The organism is Bacillus sp. 196mf, from assembly GCF_003217275.1.
Classification (GTDB): Bacteria; Bacillota; Bacilli; order Bacillales; family Bacillaceae_G; genus Bacillus_A; species Bacillus_A thuringiensis_S.
The window spans coordinates 68,834-86,558 of sequence record NZ_QJTG01000017.1; the positions used below are offsets into that span (position 1 = coordinate 68,834).

The window sequence follows — 17,725 nt, forward strand, 5'->3', positions numbered from 1 at the left end:
ATATGAACAAGTTAGATATATTAGAAAATCTATCATCAATTGAAAAAAGAAAGTTATTAAATGATCTTATGCATAAAAAAGGGATAAACAGAAAGGTTTATCCCTTAACTTACCAACAAAAAAGACTTTGGTATTTTAACGAACTAGAGGAAAATAAAAAAAATTATAATATTCCTTACTCCATAATGTTTGATGGGCAATTAAGTATCCCTTTATTAAGACAGAGTATTCAGCAAATAGTAAGCAATCATGAGTCACTTAGAACTCACTTTATTGAAATTGATGGAAATCCTTATCAACAAGTTTCTCCAAATTTAACGGTAGATATCCCTGTATTTGATTTGACTAATTTAAATCGGGAAAACCAAGAACATAGTATTAACTCATATAGGGAACAAGTTGCTAATCATATATTTGACTTAAGAAAAGGACCGTTATTTCAATTTTTACTATTAAAACTCACTGAAAACAAACACATATTAATTTTGAATTTTCATCATATTATTTCAGATGGTGGATCTTTAAAAATATTTTTCGAAGATTTAGAGAGTATTTACACATCTTTTCTAACAGGAAATCCAGAATGCCTAACTAAAGCAGCCTTTGCGTATGGAAACTATGCTGTTACTCAGCAGAATAGTTTCCATGATAGGGATTTTAAACAAGAAAAAGAGTATTGGAGATGTAAGTTGAAGGATGCAAATTTACTAATAGATTTACCAGTGGATGATAAAAGACCTCCTGTACAGACTTATCATGGAGAGAATTTTTCCTTTGTTATTCCCAAACATATAAAAGAACATATTGTAGATTTAGCTACTCAATATAATACTACTGTATATACTGTTCTACTTTCTGCGTTTGGATTATTGCTAAATAGGTATACAAGCCAAGAGACAATTCTTGTTGGAACACCAGTATCTTTAAGAGATTCAAAAGAATTAGAAAGAACCATTGGTTTTTTTGTGAATACTTTAGTGATAAAAATGGATTTCTCTACGGAAATTACATTTAAGCAATTATTAAAATTAACCCGTGAGGAAATAATCTCCTCACTTGAAAATAAAAACTTTCCTTTCGAAAAAATTGTAGAGGAGCTAAAAATAGATAGAAACCTAAGCCATAACCCTATATTTCAGGTAATGTTTTCATATGAGGATTCATCCAGACAAATTGAACTTCCTAATTTAACTGCAACACCGGAAGTAATTACAAATGGAGTTTCCAAATTTGATTTAACTTTAAATATTTATCAGAATGCAGACAATCTTTATGCAGATTTTGAGTATAACAAAGATATATTCAATCGTTCTACTATATTAAGGTATAGCCAGCATTTCTTAACTTTACTTAAGGATATCACTCTGAATTCCAATAAATCCTTGCATGACCTTAATATTTTAAGAGATAACGAGAAAGATGAATTATTAGATTTAGGAAATCATCAAAAAACGACCTATAGTAACAATTTTTTAGTAACAGATATGGTAGAACGCATTGCTAAAGAAAAACCGAATCATAAAGCGATTTGCTATGAAAGTCAGTTTATTAGCTATTATGAATTAGAGAATAAGTCTAATCAGCTAGCAAATTATTTATTAAGAAGAGGGATTAAGAAAGGATCGCTAATAGGCATATACATGGGGAAATCAATTGAAACATTTATTTCCATAATAGCAGTTCTAAAAGCAGGAGGAGCCTATGTTCCCTTAGATCCTTCTTATCCAAGAGAGCGAATACAATATATGATTCAGAATAGTAATTTATCAACAATTTTCACAAAAAAATCTTATTTAAAAGATCTTAATGATATCAACATTACTAAGATTTCTCTAGATACTAATTTAGAATTTAAGAATGAACCAATACTAAAACCTAACCTTAATATTAATGTAGATAATTTAGCATATGTTATCTACACCTCCGGTACAACAGGAGATCCTAAAGGCGTTATGGTCCAGCATAATTCGTTATCTTCTATTGCAAATTCATGGTTTAATGAGTTTGGGTTAAATGAACTAGATGTTAGGATTTTGCAAATAGCCAGTCCATCATTTGATGTATTCACAGGGGATTTAATAAAAGTTCTTGTAAGCGGTGGGACCTTATTTGTATGCCCAGACGATTTTAGGATAGATTTCTCAAAATTGTATAACTTGATAAGAAAGAACGATATTAATGTTTTGGAGTCAACTCCTATGCTTATTATTCCATTTATGGAGTATGTGTATGAAAATCAATTAGATATTGGTTGCTTAAAATTACTTATTATAGGTTCCGATAAGTTACCTGCTCATGAATACAAATGGTTAATTGAGAAATTTGGTAATTATATTCAGATTGTTAACTCCTATGGTGTAACAGAAGCTACAATTGATTCAAGTTATTATCAATTTAAAAAAGAAAAAAAATCACTTTCACAATTTACTAACACACCTATTGGAAAGCCACTTAGTAATACATCCTTTTACATACTAAACAAGCATTTACATCTTCAACCTAGGGGGGTAGTAGGGGAATTATTTATCGGTGGAAGAGGTGTCAGCAAAGGTTATCTTCAAAATTCAGATTTAACAAGTCAAAAATTTATCCAAAACCCCTTTAACACAGTTGAAAAAATATATAAAACTGGAGATTTAGCTAGATGGAATGATGACGGGGATGTGGAAATAATAGGTAGAACAGATGATCAAGTGAAATTACGTGGTTATAGAATTGAACTAGGAGAGATTGAGGAAGCTTTACAAAAGAGTCAATTTGTACAAGATTCAGCTGTAATCATTCAAAATGGTAGACTTGTTGCCTTTATAGTACCTTGCGAAAATTATAATAGATCAAATATGTTGCATATTAAGGAATGTCTTAAGCAAAGTCTTCCTAACTTCATGGTACCATCAGTAATAGTTGAGATTGAAAGTATTCCTCAAACTCCTAATGGGAAGATAGACAGGAAACATCTTCAGAATACGAATACTATAAGTGCAAGTAACAGTAGTGGGAAAAATAAATTTGAGATTCTAACGGAATCACTTCCAAGAACTATCTTGGAGTATGAGATCCAACAGATGTGGAAAGAAGTTTTAGGTATAAATAACATTAGATTAATGGATAACTTCTTTGATATTGGAGGACATTCCTTACTTTTAGTACAATTATTAGCAAAAATCAGAAAAAAATACAAAGTAGATATACCGTTGCCCTCTTTCTATAGCAATGCAACCATTGAAGACCTATCTTCAATTATAAATGGCAAAATAAATTTAGAAACAGGATCGCCTTTAACCTGTATTCAGTCTAAAGGTAGTAAAACTCCTATTTTTGTATTCCATCAAATTGGTGGATATTGGTTCCGATATTTAGAGTTAATCCAACAACTTGGAAATGAACATCCAATTTATGGGTTAAGTATCTCAAATCCATATGGGGACTATGACAATTTAATAGATATAGCTTTTTATTATATTAAGGAAATTAAAAAAGTTCAACCAGAGGGACCCTATATATTGTTAGGTCATAGCCTAGGGGGGAATATTGCTTTTGAAATAGGTTTGCAGTTGCAAGAAATTGGAGAAAAAATTGGATTTTTAGCTTTACTTGATACTTATCTACCCCCTTATAAAACAGGTATTAGTGATTTTGAACTACTTCTTGATTATATTGAAAGATATAACCTTTCTGTAGAACAATTGAAGCTGTTCGAAAATATGTCTCCAAATGAAAGAATTGCTTATATATTAGAGTTGGGGAAAAAACAGAATTATTTAGCGCTTGATGTTGATTTTGAAGAGATGAAGAGAATTTTAACTGTTTATCTGAAGTTAAATAGGGCTCTTGCTACTTATCCCAAACCACTTAATTTGTATAAAGGAGATATACATTTTTTTAGAGCTATTAAGGAAGACATAGACTCTACTCTCGGTTGGGATGACCATATAGATGGCGACTTAAATATACATCAGATTAATTCGACACACGGCGTAATGTTAACTAATCCTTATGTTCAAGAAATTAGCAAGATAATCCAAAAAAATATTGATAAAATATAATTTGTTTTATTTAGGTCAGCTTAGATAAGTTGGCCTAAATAATGGGGGATAAGAATGAACATTAATAGTATAAAACAGCTGAATAGGAATGTTAAGTTGAGACTGATAGAACAATTTGCTAGTAGTCTCGCAGGCAATATGATTTTTCCTTTTATGATTATATATTTCTCAGAAGCATTTGGAGAAGCTATTACTGGCATACTTTTTGTTAGTAACATTGTAATAAGCTTCGTCTCTGGTCTTTATGGTGGATATCTTGCAGATAAATTAGGTCGAAGAAAGATAATGATATATGCAGAGGTTTGTCGATTTATAGCGTTATTTATTATGGCTATTGCTTGCACAGAAATAGTAAACTCTCCAGTTATAGTCTTTTTTATGAATATTATTACCAGTGCTTGTTCTGGGTTCTCTCGACCTGCGGGGGATGCAATGTTGATTGATTCGAGTTCAAATGATGACAGGAAATTAATTTATACCATCGATTATATATTATGGAATGCATCTTTATTAATAGGTGGGATTGTAGGAGGCTTTTTATTTCAGGATTATAAATTCCAGTTGATTTTGAGCTTATCAATCATTTCATTAGCTTCATTATTTTTGTTACTATTTTTTATTCGGGATATGTACACTCCTCTTAAAAGATCTTTGGACAAACCCATTAATCTGTTTTCTGAGATAAATACTAATTATAAAGTAGTCATTAAGGATAAACTCTTTACGATTTTTTTAATGGCAAGCCTTTTAGAATTAGCTGTACAAATACAAGCAATGAACTATACTGGGGTAAGATTGGTTAAAGAGATGCAGAACCAAGAATTATTTCATTTCAAAGATATGCATTTTATGGTAGATGGATACAAGATGTATGGAATATTAAACTTTACAAACACTATTTGCGTGCTAGTTCTGGCTGTTTTAATTAATAAGCTTTCTAAAAAATTTAAAGATAAGAGTAATCTAACAGTGGGGATTATCTTTTATTCAATTGGTTTTTCCATGATTAGTTTTATTAATATGCCCATCCTATTGATTTTTTTAATGTTAGTAGTAGTAGTTGGAGAATTAATCTATATTCCGACGAAGCAATCTTTGTTGGCTGAAATTATCCCCACAGAAAATAGGGGTTCTTACATGGCTATAAATGGAATGACAAATAAGGGGGCAAGTATTTTAGGTTCAATTGCAGTAACAATAGGTGCATTTATACCATCTATTGGTATGTCAATTATATTTCTTACAATGGGTTTAATTAGTATAATTTTTTATCGTCAGATATATAGGTTGAGAAACGTATTAAATAAAGAAACTAAATCAATACCTGATCAAGAATATACAGGTTAAAAACAAACAGAATAAAGAGTATTTTTCAATCCCATATAAAGTCATAGCTAAAATGTTTTTCTTTAAATAAAAGCCTAATTTTCCTATAATTAATCAGCAGAAACTTAAAGAACACAGAGGTATTAAGTCTCTGTGTTCTATTTTATGTTCTATAACAGCGGCCCAGTCACAGACCCCAATACCCTAATCAATAATACGGTATCTTTTTTCTTCCAAATGAATTTTTTTGTTTATAAATCGCAATCTCCTATAAATTCCTATTTCATATGCAAGATTTCATGCTCACCTTTATTTCAATTCACTTTCATTTTAAGTTAAATTTATTAAGTGACGAAAAACACCCTTGTTATATTTTGAATTATGATAGATATATTCGAAAAATCGTTCGTATAATTTCATTTACCAATGAATTGTTCAATGAAGAGAAAGTAAAAGGAGATGTCACAGCAGACATCTCCTCTTTTCGAGTATATAGATTAGCGTCCAAACATCATAACAAAATCCCCATCCACTTTCGCCATCTCATACCCACGATACCCCTCCGAAAGCAATGCCTGTTGTCTCCCAGCATCACTCATCAGAATATGCTTAACATCCGTCCAATCACTTTCTCTATCTCCGCGCAATTCCTTCACAAAAACATACCGCAGACTACCACCATACTTCTCCTTCAGCGCAGCAATCTCCATCCCTTGCGCAAACTTATCCTTCAAGCTCGGAATGTTAAAAGGAGCAACGGTGCAGCATACATAATCATATTTGCTATCTTCTTTTTGTAATTCGTCCATGATGACGTTTGCTAATATTTTTTGCATCCCATTTCCTCGACAGTTCGGGTGAACGTTTGAGATTTCTTGATAGATGACGCGGTGTAGTTCACTTTCTGGCAAACCAATATCGAGCCCTAAATGTTCATCATCGATAGGAGGGACGAGTAGAGCGCGAAATGCGATGAGTTCGTTTTCGATAAAAGCACCGATCATCATGCCGTTTCCTTCTAGAATGTATTGAAATTCTTCTTGTGAGAGTGGTTGTAAACGACTTTTATCTTCTAGTGCTTCAACTACAATGTTTTGTAGTGATAAGATTTGCTCGATATGCTCTAGTGATAGTAATGTAACGTGAAATGATTCGTTATTTTGTTTTAATGTTCCTTCGTATAGAACCGTCATATGATAGTCCTCCTTTAGCGTACAACGTCTTGAAAGACGGTTAGTTCTTGTAGTGTATCTTCGTTTATTTCAATGCCGAGTCCAGGCTTTTCGTTTAAGCGAATGAATGGTACATCGTAATGTAAGTTTCCAATGTCTTTCGTAAATTTTAATGGTCCTGTTAGCTCTACGCTCGTAATGATTTTCTTTGAGAAAGCGACATGGAATCCTGCGGAAGAGGCAACAGATGATTCGACCATTGATCCCACTTGGCATTCAATGCCTGCCATTTCTGCTTGATGAGCGAGCTTTACAGCTGGATATATGCCGCCGCATTTCATTAGTTTTATATTTACTTTATCAGCAGCTTCTAATTTAATAATTTGGCGCATTTCACGAGAACTTTTTAATCCTTCATCAATCATAAGCGGGAGGTCTGTTTTAGAACGAATATGAGCCATGGCATCAATATCGTCCGCGATAACAGGTTGTTCAATCCAGTCAATGTTTAAATGTCCTAATGAACGCAGTGCTGTTAATGTGTTTGCGCTATTTTTCCAGCCTTGGTTTACATCAACGCGAATAGCAATGTCATTTCCTACACGTTCTCGTACAGCTTCAATACGTTTCACATCTTCTTTTACATTCGTACCAACTTTCATTTTGAAAGATTGGAAACCTTTTTGAATCATAGAAGCAGCTTCTTCAGCCATATCTTCAGGATCGGCAATACTTAAAACGTGAGTGACAGGGAATTCTTCATGATAGCGCCCGCCAATTAATTGATATACAGGTTGATTTAGTTTTTTGCCCATTATATCAAAACAAGCAATATCAATTGCGGCCTTCGCTGTTGGAACACCGTAAATTTTATTGTCCATCATGTCGTGTATTTTTTCGATATTCATTGGATTTTGTGCGATTAGAGTTGGGGTTAGCGTATGTTTTAAAGTATGGAAAGTACTTTCCCATGATTCACCTGTGACGTGATCATCAGCAACGCCTTCACCGTAACCGATAATACCTTCATCTGTTTCCATTTTGACGATAATAGAGGGCATATCAGAATAAGAGCCATAACTAATAACAAACGGATTGCGAAGCGGTAAACGAATTGCGTAAAGATGAATAGCTGTAATTTTCATTGAATAGAAACCCCTTCCTGTTTACAATAGTTTTATACATTTGATATAGTTGACGTTAAATAGTCGTTAATTAATGATAAGGAGTTAGAGAAAATGATGATAAAAATTGCAGTTGTTGGTTCAAAGGAGTTTATGGAGAACCTTTTTCCTATTGCTCAAAAATTAGAGGGAATAGAAATTGATCCATATATTTACCTTCATCCGGCGGAATCTTCTGAACTATTAAAGTGTCTAAAGCCTTGTGATGTCATCTTTTTCTCAGGTGCTTTACCTTATTATATGGCAAAAGAAATAAGAGAACAATTACGAATTCCAAGTACATACTTACAGCAAGACGAGACAACTGTCGCATCTTCAATTCTTTCTATCATGTATCATCAAAGTATTCAACCACATAACATTTCCATCGATTTAGTAGACCGCTCGTTTATTACAAATGTGTTCCATGATATCGGTATAAAAGAAAGTCCGCAAGTGTTGGATTATGAAAATATGCTGTGGAGTAAAGATGAGATAAATAGAGTTATCGATTTTCATGTAGCTAAATATCAATCTGGAGAGGCTCATTTAGCTTTAACTAGTATTCACGCTGTTTACGATGAGCTTCAAAAAATAGGTGTTCCTTCAGAGCGTATGATTGATCCAACGCAGTCCATTATACATGGGCTAAAAGATGCAAAAATAAAAGCTGAGTTAGCAAAAAGCTATTCAGCTACTGTTGGTGCTTGTATTATTTCTTTCCTAGAATTACGAACGAGTTTGCTTGAAAAACTAGATGTCATTTCAAAAGAACTACGTGGTTCATTTAAACAAGTGGATGAAATGACATGCATTTTGTATACAACTCGTGGTGATATCGAATCGATTATTAAAACAAATGCGATAAATAACTTGTTTGCAAGCGTAGAAGGAACGATAGCTATTGGATTTGGTTATGGAAAAACCGTGAAAGAGGCGGAGCAAAATGCAAAAATTGCTCAAAGTTTTGCAAAGAATAATCCAATAGATCGTTGTTTTTATATACTAACAAGTGATAAAGATTTGTTTGGGCCGTTCCCGAAAGAACAGAGAGTACAAAGTTTGAAAAATGATAATCCGGAACTAATGAAAATAGCGAAGGAAACGAAGCTTAGTCCGGCGAACTTGTCAAAAATCATTCAATTTAGTCAATCGCATCCGTCATTGAAGTTTACAGCAGCTGACCTTTCTGAGTACTTACAAGTGACTCGAAGATCGACAGAAAGGTTGTTAAAGAAATTAGTTGATTACGGGTATGCTCATATTTGCGGCGAGGAAATGCCCTATCAACAAGGGCGACCTCGCGCACTATATGAACTGAATTTACCGCTATTTTTAAGCTTCTAGTTGAGCTTTTTGTTTCTTTAGTAGTTCTGCTTTTTCAATGTCTGATAGTTTTACAATTGTGAAGCCTGTTATACCATAAATGATTGAGATAATAGGTACGATGAAATTCAAAATAGCATAAGGAGCATATTCAAATGCACCTACGCCAAGTGTTGCGAGAATAAATACACCGCACGTATTCCAAGGAACGAAGACAGAAGTTAATGTTCCACCATCTTCTAATGCTCTGGATAAGTTTTTTGAATGTAGTCCTTTTTCCGTGTATGCATTTGCGTACATTCTTGAAGGGACAACAATTGAAATATATTGTTCAGAGCAAGTAAGGTTTGTTGCAAAACAAGATGCGATAGTAGAAGCGATAAGCCCTTTTGCTGATTTCGCTAACTTTAAAATTTGATTTACAATTGAGCGAAGAATACCTGTATGTTCTAATACTCCTCCGAAAGTCATAGCGACAATTGTCATAGAGACTGTATTCATCATCGAATCTAAGCCACCGCGGTTAAATAGTTCGTCTACTAGCTTGTTTCCAGTGTCTATAACAAATCCAGCTTGGAGTGCACCGACAGATGCTGAGACAGAACCACCTTGAATAAAGACTTGTGATAAGAATCCTAAAATAATACCGACGAGAATCGCTGGTATAGCAGGGACTTTTTTAGCGACCAATACCATAACGACTACGGGTATAATGAGTAGGAAAGGCGAGATAACAAAGTTTTGTTGCAATACTTGTAACGTTTGATCGATGCTTTTCGCATCAATATTGTTAGCGCCGAAGCTTCTTCCTAAGACTGCGTAGACGATAAGAGTAATAATTAAACCTGGAACTGTAGTAAATAACATATGACGAATGTGTGCGAATAAATCTGTATTTGTTAATCCTGCGGCTAAGTTAGTTGTATCTGAAAGCGGTGACATTTTATCGCCAAAATAAGAGCCTGAAATAATGGCACCAGCAACCATTGGAGCTGGGATTCCCATACTTAGGCCAATTCCCATTCCAGCAACGCCAATTGTTCCCATTGTAGACCAAGAGCTACCAATTGCTAATGCAACGATAGAACAAATGACGGTAATGGAAACTAAAAATAGTGATGGAGTTAAAAGTTTTAAACCGTAATAAATCATCGTTGCGACGATTCCACCGCCAATCCAAGCACCAATTGTTAAGCCAACAAGAATAATAATGACGATAGCAGGTAATGCAAGACGAATCCCTTTATACATTGCTTCTTCAAGATCATTCCATTTGTAACCGTAACGCCAAGCGACAATAGAAGCAACGGTTGTACCGATAATAAGTGGAACGTGAGGGGTTTGTTTTAATACAACAATTGTAATCATCATAACTGCAACGGTAATGATAATAGGGATAATCGCTATTCCAAAAGGTATTTCTTTTTTCATAAAGTTCCTCCTTGTTACGTATGTTTGTTTGTATTTTTAGAATTGTCGTAAAATAGACGTTTATTAGGTTATGATAACTAAAAGTTTATGTAAGCGTCAACATAAAAAACAGAAAATAAGGAATGTTCTAGTTGTTTGTTTAGTTTGTAATATAGGTGAGTAGTAAGCTTTTTAAGTATTTAAAAATAAATAATTGACTTTTTTCTTAAAATTCAATATGTTCATAAAAACATCTGTTTTTCATAAGTATAATTAACCCGAATCGTTTGTAATGTGGGAAGGAGACTGGAACGTTGAAAACATTAGAACTACAAGAGCGCTTAACGGAGATTTTTCAGCATTTACACGAAAACCCTGAAGTAAGTTGGAAAGAATATGAAACGACAGCGTATATTACTGACTTTTTAAAAGAAGAAGGAATTTCATATAGAACATTTGATGATTGTCCAGGTGTAATTGCTGAGATTGGAGGCGGGAATCCAGTTATTGCGATTCGTGCTGATATGGATGCACTTTGGCAAGAAGTAGATGGAGAATTTAAAGCGAACCATTCATGTGGTCATGATGCTCATATGACTATTGTAATGGGACTTATTTTACAATTGAAAAATATGAGATGGAAAAGTGGTACGGTTAGATTTATTTTTCAGCCGGCAGAAGAGAAGGGGAATGGTGCTTTAAAGATGGTGGAGAAAGGTGCTGTAGATGATGCTGATTTCTTATTTGGTGTCCACCTAAGACCGATTGAAGAACTAACTTTGAAACAAGCAGCCTCATCTATTCGCCATGGAGCAGCAGGATTTTTAGAGGGTATGATTCATGGGGAGGATGCACACGGGGCAAGACCACACCAAGGTGTGAATGCAATTGATGTCATTTCCATGATTAATATCGGTTTGAAAAATATTTGGCTGCCACCGCAAAGTTCTTATTCAGTAAAAATGACGAGATGCCAAGCTGGTGGTGATAATTTAAATATTATTCCGGGAAATGGTCATTTCAGTTTAGATGTAAGAGCAGAGAGTAATATACTATTAGAAGAATTAAAGAAAAAGATTGAGCATGTAATAGAATCAGCTGCATCGATGGGATCAAAAACTTCATACGAATGGATGGATCTTGCACCGGGAGCGGAGGTTTCTGAAGAAGCAGAGCGCTTTATGCGTAAAGGTATTCTCGAAGCGTATGGGGAAGAGAGATGTACGGGACCACTCTATACGACGGGAAGTGATGATTTCCATTACTATACAGTGAAAAGACCACATTTAAAAGCTGTCATGCTTGGACTAGGAGCAGATCTACAACCTGGATTACACCATCCGTATATGAGGTTCGATCATAGTTGTATTATGGATGGGGTAGAAATATTGAAACAAACTGTATTGAAAGTGTTAGAAGACAGGGGCTAGAGAGCTCCTGTTTTTTTGTCGTGAATTGTCGGCAAATCGATATATTTTGAGTTATGATAGATATATTGAGAAAATCGTTGATATATTTGAAGTTACGATAGATATATTAAGAAAATCGTTAATATAATTTCACATACCTATTAATTTGATGAAAAATGAGCCTCCAGTACATGGTGTATAATAATAAGTACCATTTTTTAATAGGAGAAAACGAATGAACGAACAATATTACGATGCAGTTTTACATATAAAAACAGTCGGTGAGCAAAAAGGGTTTAACAAGTCTATGCATTATCACCGCTATGAACCGACGCCGTATAGCGGGTTAGATGAGTTATTGAATCAATATGAGATACGAAGTAGCGACCGAATTGTAGACTTTGGGTGCGGAAAAGGGCGATTAAACTTTTATATGCATCATAAATGTGGTGCTTCAGCAGTTGGAATTGAAATGAATGAAGAGTTTTATAAAGAAGCAATGGATAATCGAGATCGTTATGCACGAAAGGCACGAAACAGTAAGGGGAAAATTCAATTCCAATGTTGTTTAGCGCAGGAATATGAGATTGATCCACGCGATAACCGTTTTTATTTCTTTAATCCATTTTCTGTACAAGTGTTTATGAATGTAGTAAATAACATTTTGCTTTCGGTAGAAGAATTGGAGAGAGAAGTGGATATTATTTTATATTATCCCTCTGAGGACTATATTTTCTTCTTAGAAAATCAGACTGCGTTTGAGCTGAAGAAAGAAGTTAGATTGTCAGGTGCTTATGAGAGGAATGGGAATGAGAGGTTTTTAGTTTATACATTAGGGTAATAAAAAAACAGGTGCCAAGGCACCTGTTTTTTTATTAGTTACGGATTAAGTAATCAAATGCACCTAAAGCTGCGTTTGCACCTGAACCCATAGAGATGATGATTTGTTTGTACGGATTATTTGTACAGTCACCTGCAGCAAACACTCCTGGTACGTTTGTAGCGCCGTGCTTGTCTGTTACGATTTCACCGCGAGCGCGTTCAACTGTTTCGCCTAACCAGTCTGTGTTTGGCACAAGACCGATTTGTACGAATACACCTTGTAATTCAACGTGATGAACTTCTTCAGTTTCACGATCAATGTAAGAAATACCGTTTACTTTATCAGTACCAGTGATTTCTTTCGTTTGAACGTTTTTCAGAACAGTTACGTTTGGTAAGCTGTTAAGACGCTCTTGTAATACAGCATCAGCTTTTAATTCTGGCATGAATTCAAGAACAGTTACGTGCTTAACGATACCTGCTAAGTCGATAGCCGCTTCAATACCAGAGTTACCTCCGCCGATAACTGCTACGTCTTTTCCAGTGAATAATGGACCGTCACAGTGTGGGCAGTATGCTACACCTTTATTTTTGAACTCAGCTTCACCTGGTACGCCAACATTACGCCAGCGAGCACCTGTAGAAACGATTACGCTCTTACTTTTCAGAATAGCGCCGTTTTCAAGTTCCACTTCAATAAGTTCTTTTTTCTCTAAACGTTTCGCACGTTGTAGATTCATTACATCGATGTCGTATTCTTTTACGTGCTCTTCAAGGCTTGCTACTAGCTTAGGACCTTCAGTCTTTTTCACGCTGATGAAGTTCTCAATGCCCATAGTATCCATTACTTGACCACCGAAGCGCTCAGCAACGATACCAGTGCGGATGCCTTTACGTGCTGCGTAAATTGCTGCACTTGCACCAGCAGGGCCGCCACCAACAACAAGAACATCGTATGGATCTTTATCAGAAAGCTCTGATGCATCTGGACCGTTACCCATTTTAGCTAAAATTTCTTCAAGTGTCATACGACCGCTTCCGAAAGATTCGCCGTTTAGGTAAACAGTTGGTACTGCCATAATGTCTTTGCTTTCTACTTCCTCTTTGAATGCAGCGCCATCAATCATAGTATGTGTAATACCAGGGTTAAGAACGCTCATTACGTTAAGAGCTTGTACAACATCAGGACAGTTATGACAACTTAGGCTGATATAAGATTCAAAATGATATTCGCCTTGAATGTTTTTAATTTGATCGATTAATTTTTGTTCAACTTTTGGAGCGCGTCCACTTACTTGTAGTAAAGCTAACACTAATGATGTAAATTCGTGTCCTAATGGAATACCAGCGAATACGACACCAGTGTCTTCACCAGGGCGGTTTACGCTAAAGCTTGGTGTTCTCTCTAATTCAACTTTTTCTACTGTAATCTTAGATGACATAGTAGCTAATTCGTCTACTAGAGCTAACATATCTTTAGATACGTTATCGTCTCCTGCGCTTACTTTAAGTAAAATATCGTTCTCCATTAACTGAAGGTATTGGGATAGTTGTGTTTTTATATCTGCATCTAGTATCATTTTGATCGAACTCCTTAGATTTTGCCTACAAGGTCAAGGCTTGGTTTAAGTGTTGCAGAACCCTCTTGCCATTTAGCTGGGCAAACTTCACCTGGGTTGTTACGTACGTATTGAGCAGCTTTAATTTTGTTAACAAGAATGCTTGCGTCACGGCCGATACCGTCAGCATTGATTTCCATAGATTGGATAACGCCGTCTGGATCGATGATGAATGTACCACGAGCAGCAAGACCTTCTTCTTCCATTAAAACGTTGAAGTTTGTAGTGATTGTGCGAGTTGGATCACCAATCATGATGTACTCGATTTTGCCGATAGTTTCTGAGCTATCATGCCATGCTTTGTGAGTGAAGTGAGTGTCTGTAGATACAGAGTATACTTCAACGCCTAAGTCTTTTAGAGTTGCGTATTGGTTTTGTAAGTCTTCAAGTTCAGTTGGGCAAACGAATGTGAAGTCAGCTGGGTAGAAACAAACTACACTCCATTTTCCTTTTAAACTTTCGTCAGTAACTTGGATAAATTCTCCATTATGGTAAGCATTAGCTTTAAACGGTTTTACTTCTGTGCCGATTAATAACATGTTAAAATTCCTCCTAAATGTTGGTTTTGAGCATCAAAAAATAGTGTGCTCATAAAATATATTTTTTAATTAACTATAATAATTCTAATTCGATATTAATTATCATATAGAAGTGGTTATTTTGTCAAGAGAATAAACCAACTTTATACCAATTTAATTAATATTTATTCTCAATTAAGACTAACAGGGAATGGAAAGGTAATTTTAAGTCTATAAATTTTAGATGAGTAGTTGAAAGTTTAGTGTGTATGTTAGAGATAGTGTGTAAGTTTAATTTCTTGGGAAGGAAATATTTCTTAGAAGTTGTAGTTTTGAAAAGGAACTGCTTACTTCTATTTTACAAAGAATTTTGTGATAAATAAAATAAAATGAATCGGAAAATTTTTGAACAATTTTTGTCATCCCAAATATATAATTAGGAAGTATATTACGATGATAGTTAGAAACATTGACTCAAAGTGCTAACAAGATATAATAAAACCTAGATATACCTTTCAAAAAGAAGAATATATATTTATAGGATGAAAAAATTCAACCTATTATTTTTTATAGCTTTTAGAAAACGCTTACAATTAGTGTGGAGGGGAAACCATGTCTAAGTTCACGAAGTATTTTTTAATGGAAGCTAAAGATGTGATTGCATATGTGAAAGAGAAATTATCTAAGTTTGAAAATGCAAAGGGGTTACAGTGTAAAGAAATAGGTGATGGCAATTTAAATTATGTGTTCCGCGTTTGGGATGAAAAAGAGAACATGTCTGTCATCGTAAAGCAAGCTGGGGATACAGCTCGCATTTCAGATGAGTTTAAGTTGTCGACGAATCGTATTCGTATAGAATCAGATCTTTTGCAGTTAGAGGATGAGTTAGCACCTGGACTTGTTCCTAAGGTGTATTTATTTGATAGTGTGATGAATTGTTGCGTAATGGAAGATTTATCGAATCACACAATATTACGTACAGCACTTATAAATCATCAAATATTTCCGAGGCTTGCGGATGATTTAACTACTTTTATGGTAAATACACTTTTGTTAACATCGGATGTTGTAATGAATCATAAAGAGAAGAAGGAATTTGTGAAGAATTATATAAATCCTGAATTATGTGAGATTACAGAGGACCTCGTATATTCAGAACCATTTACCAATCATAATAAGCGTAATGAGTTATTTCCGTTAAATGAGGGATGGATTAGGGAACATATTTATAGTGATAAAGAGCTTCGTATGGAAGTAGCGAAACGTAAATTTTCTTTTATGACGAATGCACAGGCATTACTTCATGGTGATTTACATACTGGTTCTGTTTTTGTAAGAGATGATTCTACAAAGGTTATTGATCCTGAGTTTGCTTTTTATGGACCTATGGGATATGACGTTGGGAATGTAATGGCGAATTTAATGTTTGCTTGGGTGAATGCAGATGCAACGATGTCACCTGGAGCTGAGAAAGATACGTATATGGATTGGTTACAAACTACGATGGTAGAGGTAATTGATTTATTTAAGCAGAAGTTTTTAGGTGCTTGGGATATTCATGTGACCGAGATTATGGCGAAGGAAGAAGGCTTTAGCGAAGTCTATTTGCAATCTGTATTAGAGGATACAGCTGCAGTGACAGGTCTGGAATTAATTCGCCGTATTGTTGGATTAGCGAAAGTAAAAGATATTACTTGTATTGGGAATGAGGAAGCACGTGCTAGAGCGGAGCGAATTTGTCTTCAAGTAGCGAAGAGTTTTATTTTACGAGCGAATCAATATAGAACGGGCACAAGTTTTGTAGAAACGTTAAAAGAACAGTCAATGCACTACGCGAAGTAAGGGGAGAATATGATGGAAGAGCAATTAATACCAATTCAGTGGAAAGATGATGCTTTAGTTTTGTTAGATCAAACGTTATTACCAAATGAAATTGTCTATGAATCTTTTAAAACAGCTGAAAGTGTGTGGAATGCAATACAAGTAATGAAAGTGCGAGGTGCACCCGCGATTGGTGTTTCAGCTGCTTATGGAGTGTATTTAGGGATAAAGGAATTTGCTGAAAGTACGGAAGAAGGATTTATGGATGAAGTAAGAAAGGTATGTACATACTTGGCGACATCAAGACCGACTGCAGTAAATTTATTTTGGGCGCTTGAAAGAATGGAAAGTGTAGCGATAGATAATGCTCACTTATCAATCTCACAGCTGAAAAATAGATTACTAGAAGAGGCAAAAGAAATTCATAGAGAAGATGAAGAAATTAATCATCAAATTGGAGAGCATGCATTAACATTATTCCATGATGAAATGGGAGTATTAACGCATTGTAATGCAGGTGCTTTAGCGACGACTAAGTATGGTACTGCGACGGCTCCAATGTATTTAGCGAAAGAAAAAGGATGGAATTTAAAAATTTATTCGGATGAAACGCGTCCTAGATTACAAGGTTCAACGTTAACAGCATTAGAACTGCAGCGAGCGGGTATTGACGTTACTGTTATTACAGATAATATGGCAGCTATGGTCATGTCACAAGGGAAGATTGATGCAGTAATCGTTGGATGCGACCGTGTGGCAGCAAATGGTGATGTAGCAAATAAAATTGGCACATTAGGCGTATCTATTTTAGCTAAGTACTACAACATTCCGTTTTATGTAGCAGCGCCAACACCGACAATTGATTTAAAGACATCGACAGGAAAAGAAATTCCGATTGAAGAAAGAGATGCTTCTGAAGTGATTAATCGCTTTGGACAATATTCAGCTCCGAAAGAAAGTAAAGTATATAATCCAGCATTTGATGTTACTCCACATCAAAATGTAACAGCGATTATTACAGAAAAAGGGATTGTAAAGGCACCGTTTACGGAGAATTTAAAAAAGCTATTTCAATAAGTAGATAAATATAAAA

12 protein-coding genes are annotated in these 17,725 nt (G+C 34.9%); 7 read left to right on the forward strand and 5 right to left on the reverse strand.

Going from position 1 to position 17,725, the window contains the following annotated elements:
• Nucleotides 1-2: 2 nt before the first annotated feature.
• A complete protein-coding gene (locus ATL10_RS21040; protein WP_110497446.1) occupies nt 3-4,046 on the forward strand; it encodes a non-ribosomal peptide synthetase in 4,044 nt (1,347 codons plus the stop codon).
• 54 nt (nt 4,047-4,100) lie between these two features.
• Nucleotides 4,101-5,393, forward strand: coding sequence for an MFS transporter (locus tag ATL10_RS21045; protein WP_110497448.1), 1,293 nt, complete (start codon nt 4,101-4,103; stop codon nt 5,391-5,393).
• 476 nt (nt 5,394-5,869) lie between these two features.
• Here ATL10_RS21045 and ATL10_RS21050 read toward each other — a convergent pair whose 3' ends face one another.
• Together ATL10_RS21050 and ATL10_RS21055 are read right to left on the reverse strand one after the other, a co-directional pair.
• Complete coding sequence (locus ATL10_RS21050; RefSeq protein ID WP_110497450.1) at nt 5,870-6,565, reverse strand: GNAT family N-acetyltransferase; 696 nt, start codon at nt 6,563-6,565, stop codon at nt 5,870-5,872.
• A 14-nt stretch (nt 6,566-6,579) separates the two neighbouring features.
• The gene (locus tag ATL10_RS21055; protein ID WP_110497452.1) at nt 6,580-7,689 is read right to left on the reverse strand and encodes a mandelate racemase/muconate lactonizing enzyme family protein; all 1,110 of its coding nucleotides are present in this window, start codon (nt 7,687-7,689) and stop codon (nt 6,580-6,582) included.
• Between the two features lie 93 nt (nt 7,690-7,782).
• Here ATL10_RS21055 and ATL10_RS21060 point away from each other — a divergent pair, with 93 nt between their 5' ends.
• Nucleotides 7,783-9,054 carry a transcriptional regulator gene (locus tag ATL10_RS21060; protein WP_110497454.1) on the forward strand — a complete coding sequence of 424 codons (1,272 nt, stop codon included), beginning with the start codon at nt 7,783-7,785 and terminating at the stop codon, nt 9,052-9,054.
• Here ATL10_RS21060 and nhaC read toward each other — a convergent pair.
• Entirely contained in the window at nt 9,043-10,464 is a 1,422-nt protein-coding gene (gene nhaC / locus ATL10_RS21065; protein ID WP_000711502.1) for a Na+/H+ antiporter NhaC, read from the reverse strand. The two genes, ATL10_RS21060 and nhaC, sit on opposite strands and share 12 nt — an antisense overlap.
• 293 nt (nt 10,465-10,757) lie before the next feature.
• Between nhaC and ATL10_RS21070 the strand changes: the two genes are divergently transcribed.
• Nucleotides 10,758-11,873: a M20 peptidase aminoacylase family protein gene (locus tag ATL10_RS21070; protein WP_090978186.1), complete on the forward strand. Its 1,116-nt coding sequence runs from the start codon at nt 10,758-10,760 to the stop codon at nt 11,871-11,873.
• Nucleotides 11,874-12,087: 214 nt separating this feature from the next.
• The gene (locus ATL10_RS21075) at nt 12,088-12,693 is read left to right on the forward strand and encodes an SAM-dependent methyltransferase (RefSeq protein ID WP_016513314.1); all 606 of its coding nucleotides are present in this window, start codon (nt 12,088-12,090) and stop codon (nt 12,691-12,693) included.
• A gap of 34 nt (nt 12,694-12,727) precedes the next feature.
• On the opposite strand, the gene ahpF is transcribed toward ATL10_RS21075, so the two are convergent.
• Both ahpF and ahpC read right to left on the reverse strand, forming a co-directional pair.
• Complete coding sequence (ahpF, locus tag ATL10_RS21080) at nt 12,728-14,254, reverse strand: alkyl hydroperoxide reductase subunit F (RefSeq protein ID WP_110497456.1); 1,527 nt, start codon at nt 14,252-14,254, stop codon at nt 12,728-12,730.
• Between the two features lie 14 nt (nt 14,255-14,268).
• A complete protein-coding gene (gene ahpC / locus ATL10_RS21085) occupies nt 14,269-14,832 on the reverse strand; it encodes an alkyl hydroperoxide reductase subunit C (protein ID WP_000924420.1) in 564 nt (187 codons plus the stop codon).
• 591 nt (nt 14,833-15,423) lie between these two features.
• On the opposite strand from ahpC, the gene mtnK reads away from it, so the two are divergent.
• Together mtnK and mtnA are read left to right on the forward strand one after the other, a co-directional pair.
• A complete protein-coding gene (mtnK, locus tag ATL10_RS21090) occupies nt 15,424-16,653 on the forward strand; it encodes an S-methyl-5-thioribose kinase (protein ID WP_053565378.1) in 1,230 nt (409 codons plus the stop codon).
• A gap of 9 nt (nt 16,654-16,662) precedes the next feature.
• Nucleotides 16,663-17,709 carry an S-methyl-5-thioribose-1-phosphate isomerase gene (gene mtnA / locus ATL10_RS21095; RefSeq protein WP_110497458.1) on the forward strand — a complete coding sequence of 349 codons (1,047 nt, stop codon included), beginning with the start codon at nt 16,663-16,665 and terminating at the stop codon, nt 17,707-17,709.
• Nucleotides 17,710-17,725 lie beyond the last annotated feature (16 nt).